Annotated in this window: 10 protein-coding genes; 7 read left to right on the forward strand and 3 right to left on the reverse strand. The window is 73.8% G+C overall.

What is annotated here, in order from left to right; genetic code table 11:
- The first annotated feature begins 899 nt into the window (after positions 1–899).
- Positions 900–3,038 carry an MMPL family transporter gene (locus ACR807_RS37915; RefSeq protein ID WP_438926346.1) on the forward strand — a complete coding sequence of 713 codons (2,139 nt, stop codon included), beginning with the start codon at positions 900–902 and terminating at the stop codon, positions 3,036–3,038.
- Positions 3,039–3,119: 81 nt separating this feature from the next.
- On the opposite strand, the gene ACR807_RS37920 is transcribed toward ACR807_RS37915, so the two are convergent.
- The 3 genes from ACR807_RS37920 to ACR807_RS37930 form a co-directional block, all read right to left on the reverse strand.
- Complete coding sequence (locus ACR807_RS37920; protein ID WP_438926347.1) at positions 3,120–5,747, reverse strand: ATP-binding protein; 2,628 nt, start codon at positions 5,745–5,747, stop codon at positions 3,120–3,122.
- A gap of 59 nt (positions 5,748–5,806) precedes the next feature.
- On the reverse strand, positions 5,807–6,832 hold the full coding sequence (locus ACR807_RS37925; protein WP_438926348.1) for an ankyrin repeat domain-containing protein: 1,026 nt from the start codon (positions 6,830–6,832) through the stop codon (positions 5,807–5,809).
- 173 nt (positions 6,833–7,005) lie between these two features.
- Entirely contained in the window at positions 7,006–8,343 is a 1,338-nt protein-coding gene (locus ACR807_RS37930) for an MFS transporter (protein WP_438926349.1), read from the reverse strand.
- Positions 8,344–8,563: 220 nt separating this feature from the next.
- On the opposite strand from ACR807_RS37930, the gene ACR807_RS37935 reads away from it, so the two are divergent.
- The 6 genes from ACR807_RS37935 to ACR807_RS37960 form a co-directional block, all read left to right on the forward strand.
- Positions 8,564–9,274: a DUF305 domain-containing protein gene (locus tag ACR807_RS37935; protein ID WP_438926350.1), complete on the forward strand. Its 711-nt coding sequence runs from the start codon at positions 8,564–8,566 to the stop codon at positions 9,272–9,274.
- Between the two features lie 32 nt (positions 9,275–9,306).
- Positions 9,307–9,840 (forward strand): hypothetical protein, encoded by a 534-nt coding sequence (locus tag ACR807_RS37940; RefSeq protein ID WP_438926351.1) that lies wholly within the window; start codon positions 9,307–9,309, stop codon positions 9,838–9,840.
- 62 nt (positions 9,841–9,902) lie between these two features.
- Positions 9,903–10,958 (forward strand): HupE/UreJ family protein, encoded by a 1,056-nt coding sequence (locus ACR807_RS37945; protein WP_438926352.1) that lies wholly within the window; start codon positions 9,903–9,905, stop codon positions 10,956–10,958.
- A gap of 60 nt (positions 10,959–11,018) precedes the next feature.
- Entirely contained in the window at positions 11,019–11,375 is a 357-nt protein-coding gene (locus tag ACR807_RS37950) for an ArsR/SmtB family transcription factor (protein ID WP_438926353.1), read from the forward strand.
- A gap of 213 nt (positions 11,376–11,588) precedes the next feature.
- Positions 11,589–12,530: a hypothetical protein gene (locus tag ACR807_RS37955; RefSeq protein ID WP_438926354.1), complete on the forward strand. Its 942-nt coding sequence runs from the start codon at positions 11,589–11,591 to the stop codon at positions 12,528–12,530.
- Positions 12,531–12,637: 107 nt separating this feature from the next.
- On the forward strand, positions 12,638–12,972 hold a 335-nt coding region (locus ACR807_RS37960), incomplete at its 3' end, for a hypothetical protein (protein ID WP_438926355.1).

Raw genomic sequence — 12,972 nt, forward strand, 5'->3', positions numbered from 1 at the left:
CGCGGGAGTCGCGCCGAGCGCCGCCAGCAGCCCGCCGAGCAGCACGGCGACGACGGCGACGACACCGGCCAGGCGATGCCCGCGGACGCGTGGGACGGTGGTGGGTGGGTGGTGACCTGACCGGACCATGGACGTACTCCTCTTCGTCGAGGTGGGGACGGTGCGCTGTGGGACGGGTGCGCTGTGGGGCGGGTGCGCTGTGGGGACGGAAGCGCGGTGAGGACGGGTCAGCCGACGCGCAGGGGTCGCCACTGCCGGTCGGTGGTCCCGGGCGGGGCCGTCGGGACCGTCGACGCGAGCGCCGCTCGTGACACTGACCTCGGTGTCAGTTCCATCTTCCACACTCTCCGGGGTCCACCCGGGTTCCCGGGCGGTGGCGGGCAGGACTGCCGGGCACCGCGCGGCGGTGTGGACCGGCGGGCGCGACGCCGACATCGGCCTCGCACCCGGCATGTCCGGACTTCGGGCCCCGCGCGGCGGCGGACGCGGTGGGAGGTCTGCCCGAACGTGCCGAACAGGAGTGTTACAGGTCTGTGTTCACGTTCACAAGAAGCTGTTCGGAAATTGGTCGACGGATTGGTCCAAAAGGCCGAACCGGCGTAAGGGAACGCTCCCAAGTGCGGCTGTAACAGGGTTCTGAGCTGGCTTCCTCACGTGTGAATGGTCCGCGCAGCTAAAGTTAGCGCTAACATTTTTAGCTCCCGATGGCCGGTGGTGGAACGTTCTTCCAGGTGATCGGTCCACTGTGGATTTATCCGGTGAACCGCAGGGGTCGAGCCCGTCTCCACCGTTGTCCCGGAGCGGTTCCGGTGCGTCTGTTAGGTTCGGCCGCCACCGGTGCGACCCACCGGATTCGCCGAACACGCCCTCCCGTCGCGGTGAGGGCCGCTGGGGGACCGATGAACGGCGTGCCGCACGACGGTCGGGTGGCGCGCGTCGTCGCGGCGGTGGGCCGGGCCTGCGTCCGGCACCGGTTCGTCGTGGTCGGCGCGTGGGTGCTGCTGGTGCTGACTTCGGTGGCGGGCGCGAGGCTGATCGGCACGCCCACGGACAACGACGTGAGCCTGCCGGGCACCGACGCCCAGCTCGTGCGGGACCTGACCGCGTCGTCGGCGGCCCCGCTCACCGCCGGGACCGTGGTCCTGGTGGCCCCGAACGGGCGGTTGGACGACGAGGCCCGCGCCGGGGTGCTGGCGGCGACGGCGGCCTCGCTGCGCGCGGTCGGGCACGTGACCTCGGTGGAAGCGCCCTCGGTCCGGGCCGGGTCGCTGTCCGGGGACGGGCGCACGGGCTGGTTCACGGTGGGGTTGGACGTCCGGCGGGCGGAGCTGACCAGGGCGGTGGCGCTCGCCGTCACCGACGCCGCCCGGCCCGCCGCCGACGCCGGCCTGCGGGTGCTGCCCGGCGGGGCGTTCGCCCAGGCCGTCGACGGTTCGGGCAGCACCGGCGACGAGTACTTCGGCCTGGCCCTGGCCGCCCTGGTGCTGTTCCTCGCGCTCGGCGGCCTCGTCGGCGCGCTGCCGGCGCTGCTGACCTCGGCGCTGTCGGTACTCGCGACGCTGGAGGTGGTGGGGCTCGCCGGGAACCTGACCCCGATGCCCGCCCAGGCGGCGACCCTGGCGCTCATGATCGGCCTCGGCGTCGGTATCGACTACTCGTTGTTCCTGCTCAGCCGGTTCCGCGCGCTGGCGCGGTCGGGCCTCGCGGTGCCGGAGGCCGTCGAGCGCGCGGCCGGTGACGCCGGTGCGGCGGTGGCCTTCGCCGGTGTCACGGTCGCGGTGGCGCTCGCGGGCCTGGGGCTGACCGGCGTGCCGTTGCTGCAGACGCTCGCCTGGACGTGCGGGGTCGCGGTGGCGTTCGCCGTGCTCGCCGCGCTGACCCTGCTCCCCGCGCTGACCTCGTTCGTCGGGGCGCGGCTCGCTCGTGGCGGGGCGCTGCACGAGCGGGTGGTCCGACTCGCCGGTTCCGGGGGTACCTGGGCTCGCGGGGCCGACCGGGTGACGCGCCGGCCCTGGCCGGCGGGTGGGGTGGCGCTCGTGCTGCTGGTCCTGCTGGCCCTGCCGGCGGTGGACCTGCGGCTCGGTCAGCTCGACGCCGGGTCGTCGCCCGAGTCGACCGCCGTCCGCCAGGCGAACGACGCCGTGTCGGCCGCGTTCGGGCCGGGCGCGGGCACGCCGATCACGGTGCTCGGCCGGTTGTCGACACCGGTCGCCGATCCGGGTGACCCCCGGTCGTCCTCGCTCGTGGCGGCGGTGCGGGCCCAGCCGGGGGTGGCCGCCGTCGGGCCGGCGACACCGGCCGGGGACGGGCGGCTCGTCACGGTCCAGGTGATCGCCTCGACCCCTGGCGGTGACCCGGCGACGGCGGACCTGGTCCACCGCCTGCGCGACCTGTCCGTGCCGGGCGTGGGCGTGCACGTCGGCGGCAACGTCGCCGCCCGGGTGGACCTCGCGGACCGGGTGACCGAGAGGCTGCCGCTCGTCATCGGGGTCGTGCTGCTGCTGTCGGTCGTGGTGCTGCTGCTCGCCTTCCGGGCGCCGCTGCTCGCCCTCAAGGCGGCGGTGGTGGACCTGGTGTCGATCGGTGCGGCCTACGGCGTCCTGACGGCGGTGTTCACTTGGGGCTGGGGCGCGACGTGGATCGGGCTCTCCGGCCCGGTGCCCATCCCGAGCTTCGTGCCGCTCGTGCTGTTCGCCCTGCTGTTCGGCCTGTCGATGGACTACGAGGTGTTCCTGCTCAGCGAAGTCCGGCGCCGTTTCCGCCTGACCGGGGACAACCTGCGGTCGGTGCGCGAGGGCCTGGTCGGCACCGGCGGCGTGATCACCGCGGCGGCGGCGATCATGGTGGGGGTCTTCCTCGCGTTCGTGCCCAACGACGACCCGACGATCAAGATGTTCGGCGTCGGCCTGGCGGTCGCGATCGCGGTGGACGCGACCGTGGTCCGGTGCCTCCTCGTCCCGGCCACGATGGCGCTGCTCGGTGACCTGAACTGGTGGACGCCGGGCCGCGCGAAGGTGCGCGCCGGCGAACCCGCCTGACGGGGAGCGGGTGTTCCGGGGCTGCGCCGGCTGCGTCCTGGGCTGCGCCCACCGCGCTTTCCGCGCACACCGGCGACCCGATCACCGGCCTGCACAGCCCGGGCTGCACCCGGGAGGGGACGAGCGAGTTGGTCTTTCGCACCGATGTGGCGCCGAAGCAAGTCCACGTGGTCGTTCGGGGTCGAGGGCGGCGAGGAGGCGGGTGGTCCGGGCTGCGTGCGGGCTGTTCACCGCGCGTTGGACGACAAGTGCTTCGTGCAGGCGGGTGATGGCGTGCCGGCTGTCACCGGCGCGGTGGAGGCAACGGGCTTCGCCGACGAGGGCGTTGGCTTCGTGGAGTTTGGTTCCGCACGTGCGGGCGAGGTCGAGTGCGGTGGTGTAGTGGGTGCGGGCGGCTCCGCTTTCGGGGTGGTCGAGGGCGAGGTCACCGAGGGCGTTGTGGGTTTCGGCTTGGCCGTCGACGTCCTGGCCACTCGTGAAGAGGTGCAGGGCACGGCTGAGGTGGGCACGGGCAGGGCCGGGTTCGTGTTGTCGGTGGTGGGCGATGCCGAGGCCCAGGTGCGCGTTCGCCTGCCCCAGCAGATCGCCCCTGCGGGTGTGCAGGTCCAATGCCCGTGCTTGCGCGTCCACCGCCTGAGCCGATGCGCCTCGCAGCAGGTGCACGTAACCGAGGTTGTTCAACGCGTTGGCCTGCGACAGCGGGTCCTCGCTGCGGCGGTACAGGTCGAGCGCCCGCATCAGGGTGTCGGCCGCCTCGTCCGCCTCCTCCCGCAGCAGGTGCACCCGGCCGAGGTTGTTGAGCGCGTTGGCGTGGGCCGACGGGTCGTCGCTGCGGGCGTACAGGTCCACCGCGCGCCTCGAAGTGTCGGCCGCCGCGTCCAGCTCGCCCCGCAACAGGTGCACGTAGCCGAGGTCGGTGAGCGTGGCGGCCTGCCCGACCGGGTCTCCGTTTCGGGTGTGGAGTTCGAGAGCGTGCGTCTGGGCGGCTGCCGCGGCGTCCAGGTCGCCCTGTCTGCGGTACACGTAGCCGAGGTCGTTCAGCACGGCGGCTCGGGCGCGCAGGTCGCCGGTTCGCGCGGCGGTGGCGTGGGCGGTGCGCAGCATGGCGCAGGCGTGGTGCCAGTGCCCGACCGCGCGGAAGTACGGGTAGAGGGTGGTGGACAGGCACAGGGTGTGGGTGGGGTGCGTGGTGTGGGTGTGCTCGACGGCGGTGACGAGGGTGGGCAGTTCGGTGGTCAGCCAGTCGACGGCGTGGTCCGTGGTCGTGATCGCGGTGGGGTGTGCCGGAGCGGTGGGGGTGACCGGCGTGCTGCGCGTGCGGCGTGCGGGCAGGAGTCGGGTGGCGGTGTGCGCGGTGTGCAGGTAGTAGTCGAGGGCCCTGGTGGTGGCTTGTCCTCGGTGCCCGAGGTCCAGGCGGGTGGCACGGGTGTGGGCGTAGGCGCGGAGCAGGTCGTGCAGGCGGTAGCGCCCGGGAGCGGTCTCCTGGACGAGGTGTCGGAGGTGCAGGGCGTCGAGTGCGCGGCGGGCGCGCGTGGGTGTGGTCCCGACGAGCGCCGCGGCGGCGGGGGCGTCGATCTCGGGACCGTGGTGGACGCCGAGGAGCGCGAACATCGAGCGCAGGTCCGCCGGCAGGTCGTGGAAGGAGGTGTCGAAGGCGGCTTCGACGGAACGGTCGCCGTGGTCGAGCTCGCCGAGTTTCCCGGTGTCCTGGGTGAGTTGGGCGGCGACGATGTCCGCGAGCCGGCGGACGGACCAGGTGGGGTGGGTGCGGAGCTGGGACGCGGTGATGGCGATCGCCAACGGCAGCCGTCCGCACAGCTCGACCAGCCGGGCCACGTGCTCGGCTTCGGCGGGATCGGGTGTTCGCAGGGCCAGGCGCAGCAGCATGTGGGCGGCGTCGGCGGGCGGGAGGACGTCGAGGGTGAGGGGGTGGACGCCGTCGAGTTCCGGGAGGCGGTTGCGGCTGGTGATGAGAACCAGGCTTCCCCTGGTACCGGGGAGCAGAGGGGTGACCTGGTGGTGGTCGGCGGCATCGTCGAGCAGGATCAGGAGCCGGCGATCCGCGACCAGACCGCGCCACAGGCGGGTGCGGTCGTCGAGGGTGCTGTGCCGGGCGAGGACGTCGGGTCGTACGCCGATGTCCACCATCAGGGCGTGCAGGGCGTCGAGGGGATCGCGGGGTTCCTGCCGCGGTGTGTGTCCCCAGAGGTTGAGGAACAGCGTGCCGTCGGGGTACTTCGGGGCGAGGACGTGGGCGGCGTGGACGCCCAGGGTCGTCTTGCCCACGCCGGGCATGCCGTCGATGGCGTGGATGGCGACGGCGGTGGCCCCGTCGCCCGCGGCTCGTTCGACGGCGGCGAACAGCCGGCGGAGTTCGTGTTCGCGACCGGTGAAGTCGGCGAGGTCGCGCGGCAGGCTCTTCGGCACCAGCGGTGTGCCGTTCGCGGTGGCGCACGGGGCGAGACCGCACACCGCGTGCCGAGGCGGAGCGGAGGACTCCCCGCCGGACATCGGTGCGCGGACGTCGTGATCGCCCGCTGTCCGGTCGGGTGCCGGCGCGGTCGGGGACTGCGGCGTCACCGCTGTGGTGTGGAAGTGGACACCACCGTGCACGACCCCTGCCTGCACGACGTTGCCGCAGCCCAGTTCCAGGTGGTTGGTGACGTGGTCGTCGCCGTCCTCGTCGTCGTAACGCGCTCCGCCTTCCACGACGCTCCCTCCGCAGGAATTCCTGTTCGGGCCGGACGGGGCCCGACTGCCGGGCGGTGCTATTCGGTGAGTGGCTGGAGGAGTGCTTCGACCTCGTCGTGCGCCGGGCTGTCGCGGTGGTGGTCGGCGGCGCGGCACCACTGCAGGGGGGTGCGGTGGTGGCGGGGGTCGCGGAGGGCGGGGTCTGCGCCGTGGGTGAGCAGGTGGCGGACGGCGGCGGGGCGGCCGTTGTGGGCGGCTACGTGCAGGGGGAGGCGTCCCCAGTCGGCGTCGGCCTGGTTCAGCGGGGTGCCGGCGGCCACCAGCCGGTCCACCACGTCCAGCCGTTGGTGGTCGGCGGCGAACACCAGTGCCCGCAGGCGGCTCTGCGTGGAGGCGCGGTCCAGTGGCCAGGAGGTGATGTCGCCTGCTGCGGCGGCCATCTCCAGGGTGTCGACCCGTGCTCCGGCGGCCACCAGGACGTCGAGGACCTCGGTCATGCCGAAGACCGCCGCGTGCGCCAGGGCGGTGCCGTTCGGCACGCCGCCGGAGTCGGGCGCGGACGTGGCTTCCAGGGTGGCTCCGGCTTCGACCAGGACCCGTGCGACCTCGGCGTCGCCGTAGCTCGCGGCGGTGATCAGCGGGGTTTCCCTGTCACCCGGGTGGCCGTCCACCGGGGCGCCGGCGTCGATCAGCGCCCTGACCACGGCGCCGGTGCCGGGCAGCTCGTCGGGCAGGCCGAGCCTGCGGTGGTCGAAGCGCAGCATGGCCACGTAGCCGAGCACGTCCACGCCCTCGGTGTGGTCGCTCCAGCGCCGCATCCTGGTGGTGGCCGAGTCGGGGTGCTCGGTCAGCAGCCGCGCCAGCCGTCGGAGGTCCCGGCTGTCGAGGACCGCGCGGCGCTCGACCTCGCGCTTGAGGGCGGTCCAGCCGGTGAACCCGTGCTCGTGGGCGATCGCGAGCTGCGCCGAGGAGAGCGCTACCCGGTCGGAGACCGCGCGTAGGCGGGCCAGTGCCTCGTGTTCGCCGCGCCGGGCGGCCTTGAGCAGGTCCTTGGCACGGTGGCGCAGCTGGTCCGGGTCCGGGCGCGCGGGGAGTTCGGGCATGACGTCTCCTTCGTCGCCCCGTGGTCCGCGTTCGGGTCGAAAGAGATCGTCGTGGTGCGGTCGTGGTCCGGTGCGGAGGTGGACTCGGTCCTGCCCGCGAACCCGGCGGCACCCTCCAGGGCCGTGCCCGGATCGTATCGCGGCCGGGCCGGCGGGGTGCGGTCCCGCGCGGGTCAGGCGGGCCAGCGGGCGTGCAGGTCGTCGATGCGGTAGGCGTGCCGGTGGCGGTGGCGTCCCCGGACGAGGACGGCACCGTCGAGGTGGTCGTGGTCCGGGGCGAGGTCGTGGTGGTCGTGCTCGACGACCTCGGGGTCGTCGGTGGGCCACAGCCGGACCGCGGCCGCCGTGGCGGTGGTGGCGACCGCGCCGAGCACCAACAGGGTCGTGGCCGCGGACGTGGTGGTGGCCAGCCAACCGGCGAGGGGGTAGCAGAGCAGCCAACAGGCGTGGGAGAGGGCGAAGTCGGCGGCGAAGACGGCGGGCAGGTCCGGTCGGTGCGCCGAGCGGCGCAGGAGGCGTCCGCCCGGGGTGAGCACGAGTGACCCGGCGGCCCCGATCGCCGCCCACAGCACGAGCAGGGCCGGCCAGCGCAGGTCGCCGGGGAACGCGGTCGCCGGGGCGGCGGCGACGAGCAGGACTGCGAGCGAGGCCGCCGCCCGCAGCACGACGGGGCGGTCGCGGCACCGGTCCAGCAGGCGCGGCAGGGCGAGGGCCGCGGTGGCGGAGCCGAAGCCGTAGGCGGCGAGCGCGACGGCGACGGACGTCTCGTCGCGGCCGAGCAGGTCGCGGACGTAGGTGACGGTGTTGACCAGGACCACCGACCCGGCGGCGGCCACGGCGAGGTGCACGGCGAGCAGCCCGCGCAGGCGCGGTGTGCGCAGGTAGGCGCGGACGCCCCGGGTCGTGGCGGCGAGCGGGCGGCCGGTCGGGGTGCTGCCCTGCGCGGCGGGCAGTGCCGCCGCGACCACCAGCAGGGCGGAGGCGGTGAACCCGATCGCGGTGCCGACGAACAGCTGGTCGTGGCCGATCACGAGCAGCGCGGCGGCGGCCAGCAACGGGCTGAGCAGGCTCTCCAGGTCGTAGGCCAGGCGCGACAGGCTCAACGCGCGCGTGTAGTCGCGCTCCTCGGTGAGGACGTCGGGGATGGTGGCCTGGAAGGTCGGCGTGAACGCCGCCGAGGCCGCCTGGAGCAGGAAGATCAGCAGGTGGACCTGCCACACCTGGTCGACCCACGGCAGGACGGCGGCGACCGCCGCGCGCACCAGGTCGAGGCCGACCAGCAGGCGCTTGCGGGGGAACCGCGCGGCCAGGGCAGCCGCCAGGGGGCCGATGCCGACGTAGGCGACCATCTTGATCGCGAACGCCGTGCCCAGCACCGCGCCCGCGTCCGGTCCGGCCAGGTCGTAGGCGAGCAGGCCGAGTGCGACCGTGGCCAACCCGGTGCCCGTCAGGGCGACGACCTGGGCGGTGAACAACCGCCGGTAGGTGCGGTTCGACAACACGGCGAGCATCGCTGCGCTCCTCCTGGTGGCGTCGTCCTGGGGCGAGTGCGGTGACACCATACGTGCTCATGTGCGCACGCGACTACGTTGCAACAGCGCACGACTGGCAACAGCCACTCCCGTGCACCCGCGCCGGCGTCCGAACGCGATTCGCCGGAACGCCCCTGCGCCGGCCACACTGACCACGTTCCGGCCGCGCACCCCCACCGACGATGGAGACCCACCCGGTATGACCACCGTGATCAGCGATGACGGGATCGCCTTCGACCGGGACGCCCCGCCGCCCCGCGCACCGCGGCAGCGGTGGGTCGTCATCGCGACGGGCGTGCCGGCGGTGGCGGTGGTCGGCGTGTTCCTCGGCACGTTGCTGCGGGCACCGGCACCGGTGGAACCCCGCCCCGGTCCGGTGGACGTGGGGTTCTCCCAGGACATGACCGCGCACCACCAGCAGGCGGTCACCATGTCCACCCTCGCCCGCGACCGCACCGCCGATCCCGAGGTGCTCCAGCTCGCCTTCGACGTGGAGACGATGCAGATCGAGCAGATCGGCCGCATGCAGGGCTGGCTGGCGTTCTGGCAGCAGCCGGTGACCTCGCCGACCGGTCACATGGGCTGGATGGTGGAAGGCGGGCACGGCCACGACTCGACGGCGGGGTTCACCCCGTCCGGCGCGGCCTTGATGCCGGGCATGGCCACCACGGAGGAGCTGACCAGGTTGCGCGGCCTGGCGGGGGTGGAGTTCGACGTCTACTACCTGCAGCTGATGACCCGCCACCACCAGGGCGGGATGTCGATGATGGAGCACGCGAAGCAGCGCGCGTCGGTGGGGATCCTGCGCAACTTCGCCGCGCAGATGCTGGTCACGCAGAGATCCGACATCCGCACGATGACCGACATGCTCATCGAACGCGCCGCCGCCCCGCTGCCCGCTCCTCGGTGACAGCGCCCGCGCCGCCGCTCTACCCTGCGACCGTGACCACCTCCGGGCCCGCGCAGCGCGCCGTCGTGCCCGCGGCCCGGAGCACGGCGTTCGCGGTGACCTCGACGGTGCTGGCGTGCGTCGCGCACGGCGCGGGTGCCGGTGAGCCGCCCGACGTCGGCACCGCGGTCCTGCTCACCGCGCTCCTCGCGTTCACCGGACGGCCGCTGGTGACGCGTTGTCGCGGCACGGTGGACGCGCTGCTGCTGCTCGGGCTCTCGCAGGCCGTGCTGCACCTCGGGTTCGCCTGGCTGTCCGGGCTGACCCACCACGGGTACGGGGCCGGTGCGGGCATGCTCGTCGGGCACGCCGCCGCGGCGCTGCTCACCGGGCTGGTACTGGCCCGCGCGGACGCCGCCGTGCTCGCGGTCGCCCGCGCGCTCGCCGCCTGGTGGCCGGTGGTCCCCTCGGCGTTCCGCGCGCACCGGCCGCTGTGGGTGGCCCTCGTCGCCGACGACCGCGCCGCGGTCCGCACCGCCCCGCCGCGCCGCACCACGCCCCGGCGCGGACCGCCCGCCCCCTCCTGACACCGCGAACCCCCGTCCCCGCCCCTCCGGGCGGGTCCCCCACGCTGTCCAGGAGAACCACCGTGTCCCCACGCCGCACGGCGACCGCGCTCGCCGTCCTGACCGCCGCACTCGCCGGGTTCCCCGGCACCGCCTCCGCCCACGGCATCGGCTCCGCCGCCGGCAAGACCCCCTGGGAGTTCGTCCCGCTGGGCGTCGAGCACATGCTGCTCGGCTGGGACCACCTGCTGTTCATCGCCGGCGTGGTGCTGTTGGCCGGCGAGCTGCGCCGCGCCGCCGGCCTCGTCTCCGTGTTCGTGCTCGGCCACAGCACCACCCTCGTCGTCGGCACCCTGGCCGGCTGGCGGGTCGACGCCGTCGCGGTCGACGTCGTCATCGCGCTCAGCGTCCTGTTCGTCGGCGTCGTCGCGATCCTGGGCAGGCCGGAGCACCGGCGCTGGTTCACCCTCGCCGTCCTCGGCTTCGGCCTCGTGCACGGCCTGGGCCTGTCCACCCGCCTGCAGGACCTCGGACTGCCGGAGAACGGCCTGCTCGTCCGCGTGGTCGCCTTCAACGTCGGCATCGAGATCGGCCAGCTCGCCGCCATCGCGGTCCTCGTCCTGCTCGGCAGGGTGTTCGCCCGCTTCGTCACCTGGCCCGGCGCGCCCCGCGCCGCCGGGGTCCTGCTGGCCGCCGCCGGACTGGTCACCGCCGTCGCGCTGCCCTTCGTCGCCACGTCCCCGCCCGCCCTGGCCGACCGCGACGCGGTGAGGTCGTGCACCACCGGCCCGAACGAGGAGACCTACCGGCTCGGCGACGGCGGCCACCCGCCCAAGGACTTCTACGAGCCCACCGAGACCTACCCCGAGCCCGACTTCGCCCACGTCCTCGGCGACGGCTACGTGCTCGTGCACTACCCGAGCGGCCTGGCGGGCGGGGACCTCGACGCGCTGCGCGCCCACGTCACCGGCCCGGACGGCAACCGCGTCGTCGCCGGGGCCGAACCCGGGCAGACCCAGTTGCTCAAGGCCGTGCACGCCTACGGGACCCTCACCTGCGACGCGTTCGACCTGGACGCCCTCAAGGCGTTCACCGGGAGCTGGTTCGACGACCCGCGCTCCAAGCCCGTCGACCAGTGATGCCGCGGACGGCGGGTCCGCTGTGGTCGGACGTCCGCGCCGGTGGGAGCATTGGTGCTCATGCGCGCACGCGACGATGGGGCCACGACGCCGGACTGGCGACGGCTGCCCGCCGACGGCCACGTGGAAGCGGCCGTGGACGGGTTCCGGATGCTGGCCGACGGCACCCGGTTGCGGATGATGTGGCTGCTGTGCGGTGAGGAGTACGACGTGACCACGCTGGCCGGGGCCGTGGGCATCGCGCGGCCCGCCGTGTCGCAGCACCTGGCCAAGCTCAAGCTCGCCGGCCTGGTGTCGGTGCGGCGGGACGGCCGCCGCGCCGTCTACCGCGCCCGCGGCGGGCACGTGCGGCGGCTGCTCGCCGAGGCGGTCGAGGCCGCCGACCACCACCTCACCGGTCGCCCGGACCACGACTGACGCGGCTGTCGGCGGTGGCCGCGCCGACAGCCGCGGGACCCATCGGTCGTCGATGGACCTGTTGGGGCACAAGGGTTCGGTGGTGGCGGAGCCGGTCCCGGCCCCGGTACGTGCCGAAAGACCCTAGTGATCTGGGTCACAGTCGGAGTATCCCTGAGGGGGCACTGGGGAGGTGCCGTCATGTTGGAAGTCGAATTGGACATTTTCTCGGGTATGCCCAACCCGCGGTGGGTGCTCTCGGAGGCCGAGGAGCGCGAGCTGCTCGACCGGGTCACCGCCGATCCGGGCCAGCTCTCACCGGCGGCCACGGAGGACGAGCAGTTCAGCCTCGGCTACCGCGGCCTGCTCGTCCGACTGGTCAAACCGGACACGGGCGTGTGGAGCTCGACCAGGCTGGCCGCCGGCCGGTCGCTGCCCGGTGAGTTCCGGGTGGGCAGCAGGCCGGCGGACGAACCGATCGCCCAGTGGCTGCTGGGCACGTCCGAACGCCGCGAGACCGCGGTGACCGACGAACTCCGCGAGGTGGCCGGGCAGGGCGTCGTGCTGCTGGAGTCGTCCTGGGCGGCGGCGGACCCGCGGCAGGTCCCGCTGCCGACCGACGAGCACCAGCCGCGGCTGAGCGGCGAGGGACCGCACGGGCCGGCGGGTGAGGGCGGTGACATCTCGGCCGCGGGCGCGACGTGGTGGTCGTGCGGGTCGAACTACTTCAACGCCAACGCCGCCCTGTTCAACGACCCCGCCTACGTCACCAGGAACAACTGCTACTGCTTCGCCAGCAACCACCTGGCGAACTCGCGCTACGCGCTGCCGGGGCGCTACGGCGGTCGCCCGGCGACGTCGATCACCTGCGGCGGCGTGACCGACGGGCTGCGCGCGGACGGCTGGCTGGACGGGTGCCAGACCAACACGCTGACCATCGTGATGGTGATCTGGCCGGGTGTGGACTACCACTTCTACCGGCTGGTCACCGGCACCCCCTACTGGTGGTGGGGCCACAAGCCCGGTGGCACACCGGCGAAGTACACCGACGACTGCGGCAACAGCATCTACCAGTACCAGGGCAGCGGGTACGCGCCGAACAACTGCTGCCGGGGCAACTACACCGATTTCTGCGGGTACTTCTACCAGAACAACAGCACGGCGCTGGTCGCCTAGCGATGGCCGTGGCCTGGGTCCTCCTGGTGCTCGTGCTCGCGAGCTGCGGCTCGGCGCCACCCACACCCGGGGTGGCGCCGAGCACGACACCGGGAGGGGACCGCGCGGTGGAAGTGGAACTGGACATCTTCTCCGGCAAGCCGAACCCGACCTGGTCGCTGCCGCCCGCCGACGCGGACGCCTTCACGGCGAAGGTGGCCGCGTTGCCCACCGCACCGCCGACGGCGCTCGCCAACCCCCTGGGGTACCGGGGTTTCCTGGTCCACGTCCGAGGGCGGGGCGGGGAGTCCGAGGTGGTCGTGCAGAACGGCTCGGTGCGGTCCACCGCGGCCGGGACGACGACCCACCTCGGTGATCCCGGCCGGGCGCTGGAGCGCTGGCTGCTGGACACCGGCCGGCCCTCCCTGCCCCCGGAGCTGGTCGAGGCGGTGGAGCGGTCCCT

The sequence above is a fragment of the Saccharothrix sabaoui genome (assembly GCF_051756985.1).
Classification (GTDB): domain Bacteria; phylum Actinomycetota; class Actinomycetes; order Mycobacteriales; family Pseudonocardiaceae; genus Actinosynnema.

Excerpts from the sequence above, each read along its gene's own strand:
- ACR807_RS37915 (WP_438926346.1), top strand. The coding sequence starts at position 900 with ATGAACGGCGTGCCGCACGACGGTCGGGTGGCGCGCGTCGTCGCGGCG.
- ACR807_RS37925 (WP_438926348.1), bottom strand. The coding sequence starts at position 6,832 with ATGCCCGAACTCCCCGCGCGCCCGGACCCGGACCAGCTGCGCCACCGT.
- ACR807_RS37930 (WP_438926349.1), bottom strand. The coding sequence starts at position 8,343 with ATGCTCGCCGTGTTGTCGAACCGCACCTACCGGCGGTTGTTCACCGCC.
- ACR807_RS37935 (WP_438926350.1), top strand. The coding sequence starts at position 8,564 with ATGACCACCGTGATCAGCGATGACGGGATCGCCTTCGACCGGGACGCC.
- ACR807_RS37950 (WP_438926353.1), top strand. The coding sequence starts at position 11,019 with ATGCGCGCACGCGACGATGGGGCCACGACGCCGGACTGGCGACGGCTG.
- ACR807_RS37955 (WP_438926354.1), top strand. The coding sequence starts at position 11,589 with ATGCCCAACCCGCGGTGGGTGCTCTCGGAGGCCGAGGAGCGCGAGCTG.